At 54.0% G+C, this 15,607-nt stretch carries 18 protein-coding genes; 6 read left to right on the top strand and 12 right to left on the bottom strand.

Going from position 1 to position 15,607, the window contains the following annotated elements:
- Positions 1-35: 35 nt before the first annotated feature.
- The 4 genes from EKM90_RS02405 to EKM90_RS02390 all read right to left on the bottom strand — a co-directional run bounded on the left by EKM90_RS02405 (position 36) and on the right by EKM90_RS02390 (position 2,638).
- Positions 36-287, bottom strand: coding sequence for a Veg family protein (locus EKM90_RS02405; protein ID WP_125579460.1), 252 nt, complete (start codon positions 285-287; stop codon positions 36-38).
- 134 nt (positions 288-421) lie between these two features.
- Positions 422-1,306 carry a 16S rRNA (adenine(1518)-N(6)/adenine(1519)-N(6))-dimethyltransferase RsmA gene (rsmA, locus tag EKM90_RS02400; protein ID WP_125579459.1) on the bottom strand — a complete coding sequence of 295 codons (885 nt, stop codon included), beginning with the start codon at positions 1,304-1,306 and terminating at the stop codon, positions 422-424.
- Positions 1,299-1,862 carry a ribonuclease M5 gene (gene rnmV, locus EKM90_RS02395; RefSeq protein ID WP_125579458.1) on the bottom strand — a complete coding sequence of 188 codons (564 nt, stop codon included), beginning with the start codon at positions 1,860-1,862 and terminating at the stop codon, positions 1,299-1,301. Before rnmV ends, rsmA begins: the two co-directional genes overlap by 8 nt.
- Before the next feature lie 2 nt (positions 1,863-1,864).
- Positions 1,865-2,638 carry a TatD family hydrolase gene (locus EKM90_RS02390; RefSeq protein WP_125579457.1) on the bottom strand — a complete coding sequence of 258 codons (774 nt, stop codon included), beginning with the start codon at positions 2,636-2,638 and terminating at the stop codon, positions 1,865-1,867.
- A 253-nt stretch (positions 2,639-2,891) separates the two neighbouring features.
- Between EKM90_RS02390 and EKM90_RS02385 the strand changes: the two genes are divergently transcribed.
- The 4 genes from EKM90_RS02385 (at position 2,892) to EKM90_RS02370 (ending at position 6,619) form a co-directional block, all read left to right on the top strand.
- Complete coding sequence (locus tag EKM90_RS02385; protein ID WP_125579456.1) at positions 2,892-3,650, top strand: DeoR/GlpR family DNA-binding transcription regulator; 759 nt, start codon at positions 2,892-2,894, stop codon at positions 3,648-3,650.
- A gap of 92 nt (positions 3,651-3,742) precedes the next feature.
- Positions 3,743-4,747, top strand: coding sequence for a tagatose 1,6-diphosphate aldolase (locus tag EKM90_RS02380; RefSeq protein WP_125579455.1), 1,005 nt, complete (start codon positions 3,743-3,745; stop codon positions 4,745-4,747).
- 255 nt (positions 4,748-5,002) lie between these two features.
- Positions 5,003-6,163: an MFS transporter gene (locus EKM90_RS02375; protein WP_125579454.1), complete on the top strand. Its 1,161-nt coding sequence runs from the start codon at positions 5,003-5,005 to the stop codon at positions 6,161-6,163.
- A gap of 60 nt (positions 6,164-6,223) precedes the next feature.
- Positions 6,224-6,619 (top strand): iron-sulfur cluster biosynthesis family protein, encoded by a 396-nt coding sequence (locus EKM90_RS02370; RefSeq protein ID WP_125579453.1) that lies wholly within the window; start codon positions 6,224-6,226, stop codon positions 6,617-6,619.
- A 474-nt stretch (positions 6,620-7,093) separates the two neighbouring features.
- Here EKM90_RS02370 and metG read toward each other — a convergent pair whose 3' ends face one another.
- The 6 genes from metG to EKM90_RS02340 all read right to left on the bottom strand — a co-directional run bounded on the left by metG (position 7,094) and on the right by EKM90_RS02340 (position 12,889).
- Positions 7,094-9,073: a methionine--tRNA ligase gene (gene metG / locus EKM90_RS02365; protein ID WP_125579452.1), complete on the bottom strand. Its 1,980-nt coding sequence runs from the start codon at positions 9,071-9,073 to the stop codon at positions 7,094-7,096.
- 84 nt (positions 9,074-9,157) lie between these two features.
- Entirely contained in the window at positions 9,158-9,979 is an 822-nt protein-coding gene (locus tag EKM90_RS02360; RefSeq protein ID WP_125579451.1) for a DUF72 domain-containing protein, read from the bottom strand.
- Positions 9,972-10,445 carry an NUDIX domain-containing protein gene (locus EKM90_RS02355; protein ID WP_125579450.1) on the bottom strand — a complete coding sequence of 158 codons (474 nt, stop codon included), beginning with the start codon at positions 10,443-10,445 and terminating at the stop codon, positions 9,972-9,974. Before EKM90_RS02355 ends, EKM90_RS02360 begins: the two co-directional genes overlap by 8 nt.
- A gap of 10 nt (positions 10,446-10,455) precedes the next feature.
- On the bottom strand, positions 10,456-11,142 hold the full coding sequence (locus EKM90_RS02350; protein ID WP_125579449.1) for an NAD-dependent protein deacylase: 687 nt from the start codon (positions 11,140-11,142) through the stop codon (positions 10,456-10,458).
- A gap of 11 nt (positions 11,143-11,153) precedes the next feature.
- The gene (locus EKM90_RS02345; RefSeq protein WP_225422680.1) at positions 11,154-12,092 is read right to left on the bottom strand and encodes a hypothetical protein; all 939 of its coding nucleotides are present in this window, start codon (positions 12,090-12,092) and stop codon (positions 11,154-11,156) included.
- Positions 12,093-12,109: 17 nt separating this feature from the next.
- Positions 12,110-12,889: a PHP domain-containing protein gene (locus EKM90_RS02340; RefSeq protein WP_125579448.1), complete on the bottom strand. Its 780-nt coding sequence runs from the start codon at positions 12,887-12,889 to the stop codon at positions 12,110-12,112.
- A 227-nt stretch (positions 12,890-13,116) separates the two neighbouring features.
- On the opposite strand from EKM90_RS02340, the gene EKM90_RS02335 reads away from it, so the two are divergent.
- Complete coding sequence (locus EKM90_RS02335; protein WP_125579447.1) at positions 13,117-13,626, top strand: YbhB/YbcL family Raf kinase inhibitor-like protein; 510 nt, start codon at positions 13,117-13,119, stop codon at positions 13,624-13,626.
- Positions 13,627-13,685: 59 nt separating this feature from the next.
- Entirely contained in the window at positions 13,686-14,225 is a 540-nt protein-coding gene (locus tag EKM90_RS02330; protein WP_125579446.1) for a dihydrofolate reductase family protein, read from the top strand.
- A 52-nt stretch (positions 14,226-14,277) separates the two neighbouring features.
- Here the strand turns inward: EKM90_RS02330 and EKM90_RS02325 are convergent, their stop codons facing one another.
- Together EKM90_RS02325 and EKM90_RS02320 are read right to left on the bottom strand one after the other, a co-directional pair.
- Positions 14,278-14,508: a hypothetical protein gene (locus EKM90_RS02325; RefSeq protein ID WP_125579445.1), complete on the bottom strand. Its 231-nt coding sequence runs from the start codon at positions 14,506-14,508 to the stop codon at positions 14,278-14,280.
- A 74-nt stretch (positions 14,509-14,582) separates the two neighbouring features.
- Positions 14,583-15,566 (bottom strand): DUF1002 domain-containing protein, encoded by a 984-nt coding sequence (locus EKM90_RS02320; protein WP_125579444.1) that lies wholly within the window; start codon positions 15,564-15,566, stop codon positions 14,583-14,585.
- Positions 15,567-15,607: the final 41 nt, after the last annotated feature.

The raw sequence follows: 15,607 nt of genomic DNA, 5'->3' as shown, positions 1-15,607 counted from the left end.
AAAAAGCCCCTCAAATGAGTGGCTGGTTTGTTTTGTTATGATGCTTGCTCTTCGTCATCAAATGTAATTTGAATCGATTTGGTGAGGAGGTCAGCGTAACTATAGGATACACGCTCAAAGGCGTTTTCGTCTTGGTCTAAGGCAACCACGAAAACGGCTGGGTAGGTTTCTTTGAGTGTCCCTTTGCGCCGAGTGACCTTTTTACGGCCTGCTTGTGCGACAACGGTTAAATTTTCCCCGATCTTGCGGTCGAGTTGCTGCTTGATGCTTGCTAAAGTAATTGGCATGCACTTCACCCCTTGTCTGCAATCATAGCACGAAAGCAAGAAATTTGCAATTATACCATTACAAAAGCGCATAAACAAGCATCATCTTTTGACTTTTGTACAATTCTCACCATTTTTTTATTTTCGCCGTAACATTACAGCCCCGCGGCTTTGAGCGCATCGGCGAGTTGAGCAAAAGCGGTGATGGATAAAGTTTCGGCACGCGCGCTGGGCGCAATCTCAACTGCCGTGAGCGCCGCGGTTAATTGCGCTTTCGTCGCGGCATCTTTCCCATAAAGGCCCTGCAAATTGTTCCACAAGGTTTTGCGCCGGGCGGCAAAGCTACCGCGCACCAAGCGATCAAAGGCCGCCTGATCATGCACGCTGGCCAGCGGCTGCGGCCGTTTAGTCAGCGTCACAATGGCCGAATCCACATTTGGCGCCGGGACAAAAGCGGTGCGGCTAACGGTAAAGGCTACCGCCACCGCCATCCGTTGCTGCACACCAATGCTCAAGCTGCCATAGTCCTTGCTCCCGGGACCGGCAGTGAGACGGTCGGCGACTTCTTTTTGCATCATGACGGTGATGCTAGCAAAATCAATCGGTGCTTCAATCAGATGCATCAGAATCGGAGTGGTGATGTAATACGGGAGATTGGCGACCACCTTCACCGCGTGCTGACCGTCAAAATGCGCCTTCAGCAGCGTGGGCAAGTCGACCTTTAAGACATCGGCCTCCTCCACAGTGACATTCGGATACGGGGCCATGGTTTCGGCGAGCACCGGAATCAGTTGCGGGTCGATTTCCAAGGCCATCACCTGATGGGCTGATTCCGCTAGGTATTCGGTCAAGGCGCCAATACCTGGACCGATTTCAACCACATCATCGGCGGCGGTGACCTTACCGGCCTCCACAATCCGCTTCAGCACCGCGGGATTAGTCAGAAAATTCTGGCCCAGGCGCTTCTTGAACCGAAAGCCGTGGCGCTGCAAGATTTCTTTGGTGCGTGCCGGGGTGGCAATATGGTGATCTTCAGGCATGAGCATCCTCCGCATTGATGGTTTTGACTGCCGTCGCAAAATCTGAGTCACTGATCCGGAATTGTGCTAGGCGTTTCTGTAGTTGTTTGCCGTTGGTGTAGCCGATATGCAGCAGCTCACCCAGCCGCTCACGGCGATGGCGCGCAGCCGGCCCGCCAATCAGGCCTTGCGCTTCCAGCACTGCCCGGGGGATCTGCACCGGCGCGTCTGGCACTTCCACGACCAAATGGCTTAACGCCTCGCGCAGCGCTGCCGGGCTAGCGTGTTCCACCCCGAGCGAGCCTTTGTGATCTGGTACCGCCGCCGCGACCGGTAAAAAGGCGTGGGTGACGCCTGGCACGGCGCGGCTGATAGTTTTGCGAATCTTTTCGCCAGGGAAATCCGGGTCGGTCAGCACAATCACGCCGCGACTGGCCTGCGCTTTTTTGATCAGCGCCAGCGTGGCCTCGTCAATGGCGCTACCGCGCGTTTCAATCGTGTCAATCGGCCCAAAGGTTTCGGTGAGCCGCTTGGTATCGTCGCGACCTTCCACGACAATAATTTGTTTAAACGTCATAACTACCCTTTCAAGTTGAAAATGCGATGCGCGTTGTCCCAGGTCGTTTGGGCGACAGCCTCAGGCGCTTCCTGCCGCCACTTGGCCACCGCCTCAACCACATAGCGCGTGTAGCCCGGCTCATTTTGCCGGCCGCGGTAAGGCGCTGGCGTCAGATAAGGGGCATCGGTTTCCACCAGCAGCCGGTCTGCCGGCACCACCTGCACGGACTCATGTTCCTCAGGGGCATTTTTGAAACTGACAATGCCGGAATAAGAAATATACATCCCCAAATCGAGGAACTTCTTGGCCCACTCGCCATCGCCGGTGAAGCTGTGCATGATGGCACCAAATTCTGAGAGCTGCGCATCTTTCAAAATGGCATAAGTATCCTCAAACGCGTCCCGGGAGTGAATCGAGACTGGGATGTGCAGCTCCCGCGCAATGGCCAGCTGACGGCGAAACACACGGCGCTGAATTTCGCGGGGACTGTTATCCCAGTGGTAATCTAACCCGATTTCGCCTAACGCGACGGTTTTCGGCAGCGCCAACTGCGTTTCCAGCAGGTCTTCCGCGGCTTGATCATAGTCCTTGCTATCATCTGGATGCCAACCGACAATGGCGTACAATTGATCGAACTGTTTCGCCAGCCGCAACGCCCCGGCGTTCAAGCCGGCATTGGAACCAACAATCGCCATTTTGGTCACGCCCAGTGCCGCCGCCTGCTGCACATACTGTGCCTCTTGGCCAGCGTATGGCGTATCGTTCAAATGCGTATGAGAATCAAAAATTTGCATAACGCTCTCCTCTTATATACTGACAGTTATTATACGCAGGTGGCGAAAGGAAGGCAAAAGGCGGCGGAACTACAGGCCGCGGAGGGTGGCCGCACTTAGCCGGACGGATAGCCTAGCTTGCGACATTACCGTAGGCGGCCGCCTCAAAAATTTGCCATTCCAGGTCTACATTTCTTGACCTCACCTACTCTGCATGCTAAAGTTTAAGTCGAACAAAAGTAAACAATTTCGAACATGGGAGAGAGGTGATAAATTGCTGAAACGCGAACGGTTACTGACGATTCAAGGCCTCGTCGACGCCCGCGGAATCATCAGTGTCAACGAGATCTGTGCGGAACTCGACGTCTCAACAATGACCGTCCGCCGCGATTTGGAAGAGTTGGCCGCCCAAAAGTTGCTAACGCGCGTTCATGGCGGTGCCCAAAGCTTAGCGTTTGAGCGCACCCATGAACTCACCCGGCTGCAAAAGCAATCGCTGAATACCGTCGAGAAAGACGCGGTGGCACGCCGAGCAGCAAGCTTGATTGAAGCTGGTGATGCGGTTTATATTGGCCCTGGTACCACCAACGAGTTGATTGCCGCCTATGTCAAAGTGCCTGATGTCCGTATCGTCACGAACAGTTTGCCGGTGTTTGAAAGCTTTCAACGTCATGCGGATCGCTTCATTTTGGAAATGGTAGGTGGCATTTACCGCAGTCGCTCAGGGGCCTTCATTGGTAGCATGGCCACCAGCGCCTTGCGCCACTTGAGCCTGAGCAAGGCCTTCACTTCCGCCAATGGCATCGCTGGCAACGCGCTATACGACGCCAGCCCTGAAGAAGGCGAAGTCCAGCGTCTCGCCCTGAACAATGCTGAACAACGCTATCTGTGCTGCGACGTCAGTAAGCTGAACCACCGGGATTTCTATTCGTTTTACGATTTGGACCAGATGGACGCGCTGATTACCAACGCCACCATCTCCGCCCAAGATCAGGCCACCTATTCGCGCCTCACGCAAATTATCACGGTGTGAAACATTTTCGAAAAAAAGTGAACATTTTTGTTTGAAATAGAGTACGCTATTGATGAACGGCTCATGCCGATTAAAAACATGGAGGGACTATAATGTCTGTAAAACTTACTGCTGGTCAATTTGAACACTTGAAGCAACTGTCCGATGACAACGATGTGATTTCCGCGTTGGCCATCGACCAACGGGGTTCTCTGAAAAAGATGATCGCCGCTGCGGCTAACCAACCTGCTAACGAAACCACCATCGTGGACTTCAAAGTTGCGGTTTCTGAAGAGCTGACCAAGTATGCAAGCAGCATTCTGCTGGACCCAGAATACGGCCTGCCAGCTGCTAAGGCGCGTGATTCCAAAGCCGGCTTGCTCCTTTCCTACGAAAAGACCGGTTACGATGCAACCGAACCTGGTCGTTTCCCAGATTTGATTGAAAACCAATCCGCTTTGCGCATTGCTGAAGAAGGCGGCGACGCGGTTAAGTTCCTGCTTTACTACGATGCCGATGAAGGCGACGCCGTTAACGATCGCAAGAAAGCCTTCGTTGAACGTGTTGGTGCCGAAGCTAAGGCCAACAACCTGCCAATGTTCTTGGAACTGGTTTCTTACGATGCCAACTCCGATAGCGTTGCCGATGCCGCATACGCTAAGGTAAAGCCACACAAGGTCATCGAAATGACCCGCGAATTCAGCGACCCTCGCTACAACGTTTCCGTCCTGAAGCTTGAAGTGCCAGTTAACCAGAAGTTCGTTGAAGGCTTCACCGATGACGGTGTGGAACCAGTTTACACCAAGGAAGAAGCCGCTAAGTACTACAAGGAACAAAGCGACGCAACTGACCTGCCATTCATCTTCCTGTCCGCTGGCGTCACCAACGAACTGTTCTTGGATGAATTGAAGTTCGCTAAGGCTGCTGGCTCCACCTTTAACGGTGTCCTCTGCGGCCGCGCCACCTGGAAGCTTGGCGTTGAACCATTCGCTGCTAAAGGCGAAGACGCCGGCAAGCAATGGCTCCAAACTGAAGGTAAAGCAAACATTGACCGCCTGAACAAGGTCTTGGCTGAAACGGCTACCCCTTGGGACAGCAAAGTTGAAGTTGAAAAGTAATTAAGCAAGATCCGACACCTGCGGCGACGCAGGTGTTTTTTTGCCCTCGCAAGCCGAATTGCGCTGGGCAATCGAACGTGCTAAAATCAACCTAACAATTATCGGAGGTCTTCATCGTGTTATCCTGGCTTGCTCGTGCCCACGCGATTATTAACAATTTTGCCGCTTAAGGGGTGGAATCTGCCCTCTTTCGTGGCCGTTGGCCATCTTTGCGATGGCCTTTGTTTTGCGCAAAAACGCAGTTAGGATAAATCAATGAATCACCAAAAACAGCTCTACGCCGCTTATGCGTACAGCTTCTTCGCTTTTTTCGGCATCACGCAGCTTTGGGTCATTTACCTCGGCCAACAAGGCTTGAGTCTGGTTGCCATTGGCTTGTGTGAAAGTATTTTCCATGTGGCCAGTTTCTTGTCTGAGGTGCCCTCCGGCGTCCTCGCTGATCGCTTCAGCTACCGCACCATGCTCATTTTGAGCCGGGTCATGAGCCTCATTTCATCGGCCATGATGCTGATCAACGGCGGCTTTGCCTGGTTCGCCTTGAGTTTCATTTTCTCGGCGTGGTCTTACAACCTGCAATCCGGCACGTTGGAAGCCTTACTATATGAATCGCTCCTCGAGACTGACCAAAAAGCCCGCTGGCCGCAAGTGTCCAGTCGGCTGAATATTGTCATCGAAATCGCCACCACCTCTGGCCTCCTCCTGGCCGGCACCATGGTCAACTGGGACCTGGCTGTGAGTTACTGGCTGGCCTTGGGCTTTGCAGGCCTGGGCATTTTGGCCACCTTGTTTCTGCATGAGCCGCGCCAGCACAAGCAGCCAGCGGACCGCCAAACCATCGGCCAAATCATCCGCGAGGCCATTACCGTGTTGCGTCAGCAGCCTACCTTGCGCCGACTCATGGTGTTTGACGCCACAGTTTCGGCGATTGCCGCCGCTTACTATTTCTATTTTCAAAACGTGATGACCGCGCGCCACTTCAGCACACCGCTGATCACGCTGCTGCTGGCTGGCACTACAGTTGTCGCCGTACTCACCATCCGGCTGTCGCCGCGGCTTCTCAAGCTCAACACTAATCGCCTCTTAGCTGGGGTGCTCGGCGTTTTGAGCCTACTGCTCCTACTCACCGCCATTGGTCAAACCGCGGTCATCAGCGCCTTATTCCTGCTTATTTACGGCTTATCCGCGCTGATGCCGCCGGTGTTCACGGTGTTGTACAACGCCCGCATTCCCAGCGCGCAACGCGCCACCTTGTTGTCAGTGGCGTCACTCTTGTACTCGCTGGCCATGATCGGCCTGTTTCCGTTGCTGGGCTGGGCCATCCAGCAAATTGGCTTCGCCTGGACCTTTGGCGCCTGTGGGTTCTTACTCGCCCTCGCCAGTCTGCTTGGATTACGCCGCTTGCACCGCCAAGCTTGACAGCAGGTTTATACTGAAATTAGGTTGTGCAAGATAGTGTTGTGAAAGGGGATAATTTTAATGGCAACGATTCAGCTTTCTGATTCTTTCGTTTCACGGATGCGCCAAAATGGCTATGCCGACAAAACAATTCTACTCATCGCCGATGATGGCGGTGGGCGTTATTCCCTTCAAGGCGGCGCTTGTAGCATCGGCACCAAGTTCTCGCTGATCATTCTCGATCAGCCTGACGCCGACTATGATGTCACGCTAGAAAACACCGCCGGCCTCCACTTGTACACGTCTGACTACGACATGCTGTTCTTCAATCCCGGCTTAAAGATGGACTTTAAAGGTGGTGCCATCAGCATCAGCGACAACGCCCATGCCCTTGACAGCAGCGTCCGCATCGCTAACGGTGCCGACGTCCTTGCCGCCTTCAAACAAGGCGTCATGGTCGATGGCAAAACATGCTAATGCTTCACCCAGCGAACTGACTACGGTCGGTTCGCTTTTTTGTTGTCCTGCCGCAGGGCAAGAGTCCGGCTCGTGGTGGTACTCGTTGTCCGGTCGGTTCGAGCCAATGACAGGGTTAGTTATTCGCAGCCCGCTTCATGACGGCTAGCTACTGACAATGCCATGTTACCGTTACTGTCATCGAGCGGGCCCGGCTGGGGAGGCAAAGGGGCGTGGTGGTCAAGCAGCGAAACAGTTGGCCCACGAGGTGACTGCGTAGCAGGCAGCTCCTGGGCCAACTGGGGTCAAATGTGAGACAGCGTTGAGCGCATGCGCGATGCTGGCTCACATTTGAGGCTGGAGACCGCATTTCGGCTCCAGCCGACCCCGCAGCTAGACCGCCAGGCCCCGGCGCCTCACCAGCCGGGCCCGCGGCCCCAACGCATACAAAAAGCCCGGCCGCAGCCGAGCTTTGAGTGGCTATTCAGGTTTCAGTTAACCGACGAGGCTGCCGTTTTGAATGCCAGCAGCAACTTCAAGCAGGGTGATGTGCCCGGCATTGTCTTCGGAAGAAAGTAACATGCCTTCACTAATTTCGCCTTTGAGCTTACGTGGCTTCAAGTTAACCACGGCCATAACCTTCTTGCCGATCAACTGCTTGAACTGGGGGTAATATTCGGCGATGCCAGACAAAATCTGGCGCGTGCCTTCATCCCCCGCGTCCAAGGTGAACTTCAAGAGCTTATCGGCGCCGCGGACTTTTTCCACATTAAGAATTTCGGCCACGCGGATTTCTGACTTGTCGAAAGTCTTGAAGTCGATTTCGCCTTTGCGGGTCTTTTCGTCTACCGTCGCTTGTTTCTTCGGCGGCTGCATCTGAGCCTTGATGTAGGCCACTTCTTCCTCGACATCAAGCCGCGGGAAGATTGGCGTGCCTTGTTCGGCAATCCGGTTGCCGGCTGGCAGATGGCCCCATTCCAGCTGTTGCTGAGCTTCCAGCGCTGGATCCATGCCCAATTGTTCGAACATCTGCTTCGGCGCATGCGTCATCACTGGCTGAATGAGCAGTGCAATCAGGCGCAAGCTTTCAGCCAAGTGCCCCATGACACTGGCCAGCTGAGCTTTTTTGGCAGGATCCTTGGCCAAAGTCCAAGGCTCGGTTTCATCGATGTACTTATTCGCTCGCGCAACCAGCTTCCAGGCGGCATCCAAGGCGTCGGAGAACTGCAGATTATCCATCAAGTCGCCGTACTTAGCGATGGCGGTTTTGGCGACAGCTTCAAGGTCGGCATCAAATTCGGTCGCTTCGGTTTGGCTCAGGTCAGGTAAAATGCCGCCTTCATACTTGTTGATCATGGCAACAGTCCGGTTGAGCAAGTTGCCAAGGTCATTGGCCAAATCAAAATTGATCCGATCAATAAAGTCTTCCGGCGTGAAGATGCCGTCATTGCCAAACGGAATGGCTCGCATCAGGTAATAACGCAAGGCATCAAGCCCATAGCGTTTGACGATCATTTCAGGATAAATGGCATTGCCCTTGGACTTGGACATCTTGCCGTCTTTCATCACTAACCAGCCATGGCCGTAAATCTTCTTCGGCAGCGGGAGATCTAGAGCAAACAAGATGATTGGCCAGTAAATGGTGTGGAAACGCACGATTTCTTTCCCAATCAACTGCACATCTGCTGGCCAGTACTTGTCAAACAAGGTGGTGTCATCGGAGCCATAACCCAGCGCCGTGATATAGTTGAGCAGCGCGTCCACCCAGACATAAACCACATGCTTCGGGTCACTAGGAATCGGCACGCCCCAGTTGAAGCTGGTGCGACTCATGGCGAGATCTTCCAGGCCGGGCTTAATGAAGTTGTTGATCATTTCGGTTTTACGCGAAGCAGGCTGAATGAAATCAGGGTGCTCATCGTAAAACTTCAACAACCGGTCGGTGTACTTGCTCATCCGGAAGAAGTAGCTCGGCTCATGGACCAGCTTGACGTCATGACCAGATGGCGCCTTGCCGCCGATCACTTTGCCCGCTTCGTCGCGGTAGACTTCAGCCAGTTGAGGTTCGGTGAAGTATTCTTCATCTTCCACTGAGTACCAGCCGGTGTATTCACCAAGATACACGTCGCCTTGCTTGATCAGGCGCTCAACGATTTTTTGCACCGCTGCCACGTGTTCTTTATCCGTGGTGCGGATGAATTTGTCATTGGTGATTTCAAGCATTTTCCATAATTGCTTGATCTGCGTCACCATCCCGTCGACGAAGGCCTGCGGGGTGATGCCGAGCTTGTCGGCTTTTTGCTCGATTTTCAAACCGTGCTCATCGGTGCCGGTCAAGAAGAAAACGTCGTAGCCGGTCAGGCGCTTGTAACGCGCGAGCACGTCGGCTGCAATGGTCGTGTATGCATTGCCGATATGAAGCTTACCAGATGGATAGTAAATCGGCGTGGTGACATAAAACGTGGGTTTTGCCATGAAAAGTGTGCCTCCTGAGCATCGCCTGTCGAAATGACGACAAGCGCTAAATTGCCTTAAGTATAGCATATTGGCGCCTACCCGCTAGAACAAATCCAATTGGTGGGGCCCCAAATCATCGTAGTGCAAACCTTGCTGGGCAATGAATTGTTGCGCATTATCGGCGGCATCGTGGCCCCCGTTGTTGTTAAAAATCACCATCACCCGCCGGCTGGCCAAATTTTGAGCCACTGTGCCAAGTGTTTGCAACTCTTCAGCCGAGTAGCGGTAGTTCGTTCGCTGGCTGCGCCACTGGGCACCGCCGCGCTGCCAGCCGGCAAGGTTACGGCCATGCAGGCGCATGATGGTCAAAGCCTCATTAGTCGCTTCCGCTACTAGCGGCACACTGCCGGCCGCGCTTTGTGGCTCATCCACGACCACGTGAATGAAACCCAGCGTCTGCAGCAGGTCCAGCGTTTGCGTCTGGTATTCCGGCAAATACCAGCCGGCATTGCGAAACTCAATCGCCAAGGGTAAATCCGGGTACAGGGTCTTGATGCGCCGCAAGACATGAATATTGGTCGCGGACACGCCAAAATACGGCGGCAGCTGAAACAAAATCGCGGCCAACTGTTGGCGCTCAATCATTGGTGCCAGTGCCCGCCGCAAGCCGGTGAATTCTGCCCCGGCATCATGGCCCGCTTCCACCTTGTGGGCCGACATAGCCTGAGTCGCTTTGACAATGAATTGAAAGCCGGTTGGTACTTGTTTCAACCAGTTGGTGACCACCGGCTGGCTCGGCACATTGTAGTAGGTGGTATCCAGCTCAACCACTGGAAACACCGCCGCCAGATCCGCCAAACTACTGGTTTTACCGCTGGCCAAGCTGGGATGATCGGCCACGGCAGTGAGCCCCACGTCAATCATGCGCTAGCACCTGCAGGCCATCAAAATGATCACCGGTAAAGTCCGAGCGATAGGTATGTGCTTCCCCGGCCAGCAGCGCCGGCAGCAGTGGCGCGAGATCTGGCACCAGGCCTAGGTTATCCGGTGCCAGCAACCAAGCACGAGCCATGGCGGCAACGATGCCTTCACGGGTAGCCAGCGGCTCGGCAAACGGCAGGTCGGTTTTAGCCGTATACAAATACAACTCGCCGCGCAAGCTGCCATCAACATACCAGTGGACCAAGCCCCCCGCGGTAAAGGCGGCTTGCGGCAAGTGCAGGCCACATTCTTCAGCGAGCTCACGCTGCATGCCGGCCAGCGCGGTTTCACCAGGCTCGACTTTACCGCCTAGGCCGTTCCATAATCCGCGGTAAGGCGGCTTTTGCCGGTTAATCAGCAGAAACCCAGAAGCGGTTTCGACCAACCCGACTGTTAAGGCTTTGACCATCATTTCCTCCCTACAGTGTCGCGAAAATCGTTGTCGCGTCCCCCATCACCATGTGAGCGCCAGCCGGCAAACTGATGGGCTCGCGGTTGACCGCAGCCAGCACGGCGGTCGGCTGGGCCATTTGCAGCAGCCCGGCAAAGGGATAAACCTGAAAACTGGTCCCCACCACCACGATCAAATCCGCCTTGGCCACGGCTTCAACCGCAGCGTTGATGACATCAGGTTTGATAGGTTCCCCATACAGCACAATATCAGGCCGGAAGATGCCGCCATCTTCGGCGTGGACATCCGACTGCAGATAAGCCTGATCGTCGATTTGCTGGCCGCAAGTCTGGCAATAAATGCGATACAAGTTGCCATGAAACTCCACCACATGCTTGGCGCCGCCGCGCTGATGCAAGCCGTCCACGTTTTGCGTGACAATGGCGCCTTTGGCATTGGTGATTTGCGCCATTTTTTCGTGAATCACGTTAGGCTGGGCGTCAGGATAGTACATTTTCTTGGTGACCCAGTCGTGAAAAGCCTGGTGATGCTGCTGCAGATTCTCAATCGACAGCGCTTCTTCTGGGCTGGCCAAATCAGCATAAAGCCCACCTTTACTCCGGTAATCAGGAATGCCGGAAGCGGTCGACACCCCGGCACCAGTCAAAAACGTGACAAAATGAGCGTTCGCAATCGCTTGTTTCAAGTCAAACATACCCTTACTCCTTAGTCGCGGATGGCATAATCAATGTCATACTGATTCAAAATCGTTTTCAACGGCGCCTGGTACAGCTGCTGGAACCCTTCAGGACTCAAATCTCCCACAGGCAGGACAAAGGCGTTTTGACCATCGCCCTTGCCCATGGCAACATAGGCACGCTTTTTGGTTTCTAGGTCCCGCATTTCACTGTGGAGTAGTCCATAGGTCTGATTAACCGCCAGCCGCAACTGGCGCTCGGACAGCACCGGCGGCAAGGTGGCAAATTCGGCGTTGACGGTCGGCTGGAAGCCGGCGTGCTGAAGCATCTCATCAAACTGACGCCACAAGCGCACCACTAGCCGGCGAAAATCAAATGGCGTAGCATGCTTTTTGCTGGTAATGGTGGCATACAAACTCTGCGCCAAGGTCATCGCCTGCGGATAATCATGGCTCCAGTGCTTCTGTTGCGCCTTACTGCCACCTTCAAACATGACCAAGGCATCCAGCAGGGTCATCGTACAGTAGACCAGCAAACCATCATTCAATTCATCCACGGCAGGTAGCGCCGCCTCGACCCCGGTAGCCAAAGCCGTCATCACCTCAGCGGTTAAGATGCCATGTTCGGCTTGCCACTGGCGAATCAAATCATGTAGCGCTGCATCGTACAATGCCGTACTGACGGCGAAAAACTGTTGATCCAGCGCCGGTTCGCCGCTAGCCAAGTGATACTGAAGTTGCGGAAACCCGGTGGTAATCAACAGCATGTGCATCAGTTCATGGCTCAAGGTGTAATCAGGCGCCGTGGTGTCCGTGACGCGCACTTCCAAATGGCCATTGGTCAGGAGTTTTTGCCCCGACTGGCTGTGATTGAGCTGGCCCGAAGCTTCGCCTGCCACCACCACTTCGATGGGCATGGCGTAGTTGCTTTTAACTGCTTCTAATAACTTCGTAATGGTTTCGTCCAAGATGTTAACTCCTTTATTTAAAATGCCACCAGCGTTGGCTGATGCTGATGATAAACCGCTAATTGACTAAAACCGGCCCGCTTGATCAGGGTCTTGGCCGCCGGAAATTCGGTTTGAAACTTATCCGGGGTATGCGCATCACTGCCTAAGGTCAAAAGCTTGCCCCCGACCTGCTTGTACCATGGTAGCACCAACTCATACAGCGGGGCATTTTGCCAGCGATACAGTGACTTGGTATTCACTTCCAAGGCCATGTGCTTCGCCACCAGCAGTCGCAAGATGACAAGCAGTTGCGGCTTAGCCCAAGCTGTGAGTTGAGCCGGCGTGACGTCCAGCACCCGCAAGCCGTAATCAAAATGCGCTAGCACATCGCCAAAGTTGGCCTGCTTGAGGCCGCTGAGCATGCGCTGATAATAGGCTTGAACATGCGCCTTTTGGTCAACCGTTTTGAAATACGGATTTTGATAATCGTACTGGCCATCATGGTGAAAACTTAGTAGCACCAAATCATAGTCGCCTGCCGCGAGGTATGCTGCCAGGTCCGCTGCCCGCGGCGCAAAATACCCACACTCAACCCCGCGCAGGAGCCGATTGGGGTACTGCTGATGCAGCACCTTGAGCTTTGCCTGATACGCGGCAAAGTCTGGCTTGTCATCCCCGCCGCCATCATCGGGATTGCTGAGCTCCAAGTGATCAGTGGTCACAAAGGGCTGCTGGGTTTGGGCCAGATAATCCTCAAATTGCGCTGAGGAATCAAAGGAAAAATAAGTGTGCACATGCTGGTCATAAACTGGCATTGGGCTAACTCCTTTTCTTGGGTGCGGGTGGGTGGCTTTGCTTGCAGCCTTTAGTTGCGCTGCGATTGGCAACGCTCGAGCGATTAGCTACGCATCGGTCCCCGCCGCGTACCGCGGCAATGCCCAATGCTAGGCTACTCGTCGAGCTAAAACCGCCAATCTCCACAGCCTGGGTCAAAGTGCTATGCTTAATCTATATCAATTATACATGTAAAGGAGTCCTGAAGATGAAAATCACCGTGCCAACAACCAATGGTTACCTCGCTGACCGGTTTGGTAAGTATGCCTCGCCGACGGATCAACACCAAGGTACGCCCACTCGCAGCTTCCCTATTACCATCGCGGAGGCGCCAGCGGGAACGCAGACGTTTGCGCTGCAGCTGATTGATTTCGATGCCGTCCCGGTTTCTGGTTTTCCTTGGATTCACTGGGTCGCCGTTAATATTCCGGCCACAACTACGACCATTGCGGAAAATGCCAGCCACACCGGCCTGACCGCGATGGTGCAAGGCCACAACTCCTCCTCCGGCGCCATGGTCGGCAACACGGATCCAGTGACGGCCACGGGTTACGTCGGCCCGCAACCGCCGAATGCCGATCACGCCTACACCCTCACGGTGTTTGCGCTTGACACCACGCTCCCGCTGAATGACGGGTTTTGGCTCAACGAAGCGCGCCATGCGATGGCCGGGCACATTCTGGCCGAAGTCAGTGTGGATCTCTGGTCGCGAAAGTAAAAGAGAAACCGCTTTCTTTTGTGATATAATTAACGTAACAAAGGAAAGCAGGTGGCAGTATGTCTGAACGAAAAGTGATTTTATATCTAACTGAAAGTCTGGATGGCTTCATTGCCGAACCAGATGGTGGCACCAAGTGGTTGAGCCGGCTGAATTCATCAGCGGCCGATGCCGCCTATCAGACTTTTTATCAACAAATCGACACCGTGCTGATGGGGCGCAAAACCTACCAGCGCGCTTTGCGGTTAGCTGGCACCTATCCTTATCAAGACAAGGAAAGCTACGTCTTCTCCACCACCCTGCATGATACTGATGATCCTACGACAGTGGTGGCTGGCAACATCCCCGAATTCGTGCGGCAACTCAAAGCCAAAAAGGGCCATGACATTTGGCTCGTTGGTGGTGCGGATATCTTCACCGAATTACTCAAAGCCAACTTGATCGATCAGCTGATTATCACCATTGCCCCAGTGCTTCTAGGCGATGGCATCAGCTTGGTCACCAGTAACCTGACGGATGTACCGCTGAAGCTGGAAACCACCGCCCAGCACGATCAATTCGTGACCTTGACGTATCGCGTCTGCACCGAAACCAAATAGCCTTGCTTTTAGGCAAAAAAATCACGCCTCCTGGGCGTGATTTTGATTCTGCTTATTTCTCAAGTTGCTTGGCTCGTAGACCTAACAGGCGCCAGACTTCGCGGCCCAATTGCGCTAGCGCCATGAAGGCCGGCACTAGCCATAGCAAGCTGATCCAGATGTCGGCGGTGTCGCTGTAGCGGCCAAACCAAGCGGCGCCGAACTGAACGCCAGCCAGGTAGAACATCACCGCTGCGGTCAGCGCATAAAGGACCAAAAACACTTTATCAACTGTGGTAACCATGCACCCATCCCTTTTTCCTGCTGTGTCACACTCACTGGCTGCATTTGCCCACGCGCCGTCAGTGCCGCTTCTAGCTAGTTGAACAGCCCTTGGACCCAGGCCACAATCTGGCTAAAGAAACTAACAATGCCATCCCAGATTTTCTGCAGTAAGTTGCGGTTCTCTTGGGTGTCCAAACCTTTCAGCTTACTGAAGAGGTTCTTGGCGCTGTCTTGAATGCTCGACATCAACTTTTGGGCTTGGGCCTTAAAATCACTGCTCTTCAGGGCCCCAGAGTTTTGAATCTTGACCAGCAAATTGATGATTTGGGTACGCTGGTTGTTGTTGATGACCCCGGCCAGTTGGTTATCTTTGAGCTGGGAGTCGACGATATTGCCGATTTGATTTTGCGACAGGGTTTGGGAACCGTTATTGCTTTGGCTGGCCATTTGCGACTTCATCCCCGCCACCGCGTTGTTAAGCTGTTTATCCGAATACCCATCCTTATCTTTGTTCGCAGACGTGATACCGGAAAGCGTGTTGACTTCATCCTGCGCCGCCGTGATCTGCGCCGAATTCAGGGTTTGGCCATTTTGGGCAAAAGCCGCATAAACGCCGGCTAAGGCACCGGAGCCGTCAATCCGCACCGCCGATGTAATGTAGATATTCGCATTCGTCACCCCAGCGGTCAGCGCCGCATTGCGGTACTGATCAGCCGTGATGGTGGTGATGTTGTTGGTGCCGTTATAGTTCACAATCGTGACATTAATGCCGCCGCTGCTGGTTTTTTGCACCAAGGCACTTGACCACACGCCAGAGCTCGCTGTGAAGGTACTACCGGCAGGGTTGAGGTATTTGACCAAAGTATTCCCATTAACCGTTAATTCACTGGGATTGGTGACATTGGCCGCATTTTCCAAGGTGTTCAACGTGCCCGTTTTCTGATCGGCGGTCAGCGACACCCCCAGCGTGGCCACTGGGGCCCAGGTTTCATCCGCATGCACTGGCGCCGCTTGGGTGGCAGCCGCCACCAACGCAAAGGCGGCAGCCGCCATTAAGGTGAATAAGCCTTTTTTCATGATCATTGCTCCATTCGTTTTTTAATACCCCAGTTATACCA

It is taken from the genome of Lacticaseibacillus suibinensis (genome assembly GCF_003946175.1).
Taxonomy (GTDB): domain Bacteria; phylum Bacillota; class Bacilli; order Lactobacillales; family Lactobacillaceae; genus Lacticaseibacillus; species Lacticaseibacillus suibinensis.
Note: the sequence above shows the minus strand (reverse complement) of the source record. Positions and strands in the feature narration are given on the sequence as shown.

Excerpts from the sequence above, each read along its gene's own strand:
- EKM90_RS02405 (WP_125579460.1), bottom strand. The coding sequence starts at position 287 with ATGCCAATTACTTTAGCAAGCATCAAGCAGCAACTCGACCGCAAGATC.
- rsmA (WP_125579459.1), bottom strand. The coding sequence starts at position 1,306 with ATGCCTGAAGATCACCATATTGCCACCCCGGCACGCACCAAAGAAATC.
- rnmV (WP_125579458.1), bottom strand. The coding sequence starts at position 1,862 with ATGACGTTTAAACAAATTATTGTCGTGGAAGGTCGCGACGATACCAAG.
- EKM90_RS02390 (WP_125579457.1), bottom strand. The coding sequence starts at position 2,638 with ATGCAAATTTTTGATTCTCATACGCATTTGAACGATACGCCATACGCT.
- EKM90_RS02380 (WP_125579455.1), top strand. The coding sequence starts at position 3,743 with ATGTCTGTAAAACTTACTGCTGGTCAATTTGAACACTTGAAGCAACTG.
- EKM90_RS02375 (WP_125579454.1), top strand. The coding sequence starts at position 5,003 with ATGAATCACCAAAAACAGCTCTACGCCGCTTATGCGTACAGCTTCTTC.
- EKM90_RS02370 (WP_125579453.1), top strand. The coding sequence starts at position 6,224 with ATGGCAACGATTCAGCTTTCTGATTCTTTCGTTTCACGGATGCGCCAA.
- metG (WP_125579452.1), bottom strand. The coding sequence starts at position 9,073 with ATGGCAAAACCCACGTTTTATGTCACCACGCCGATTTACTATCCATCT.
- EKM90_RS02360 (WP_125579451.1), bottom strand. The coding sequence starts at position 9,979 with ATGATTGACGTGGGGCTCACTGCCGTGGCCGATCATCCCAGCTTGGCC.
- EKM90_RS02355 (WP_125579450.1), bottom strand. The coding sequence starts at position 10,445 with ATGGTCAAAGCCTTAACAGTCGGGTTGGTCGAAACCGCTTCTGGGTTT.
- EKM90_RS02350 (WP_125579449.1), bottom strand. The coding sequence starts at position 11,142 with ATGTTTGACTTGAAACAAGCGATTGCGAACGCTCATTTTGTCACGTTT.
- EKM90_RS02340 (WP_125579448.1), bottom strand. The coding sequence starts at position 12,889 with ATGCCAGTTTATGACCAGCATGTGCACACTTATTTTTCCTTTGATTCC.
- EKM90_RS02335 (WP_125579447.1), top strand. The coding sequence starts at position 13,117 with ATGAAAATCACCGTGCCAACAACCAATGGTTACCTCGCTGACCGGTTT.
- EKM90_RS02330 (WP_125579446.1), top strand. The coding sequence starts at position 13,686 with ATGTCTGAACGAAAAGTGATTTTATATCTAACTGAAAGTCTGGATGGC.
- EKM90_RS02325 (WP_125579445.1), bottom strand. The coding sequence starts at position 14,508 with ATGGTTACCACAGTTGATAAAGTGTTTTTGGTCCTTTATGCGCTGACC.
- EKM90_RS02320 (WP_125579444.1), bottom strand. The coding sequence starts at position 15,566 with ATGAAAAAAGGCTTATTCACCTTAATGGCGGCTGCCGCCTTTGCGTTG.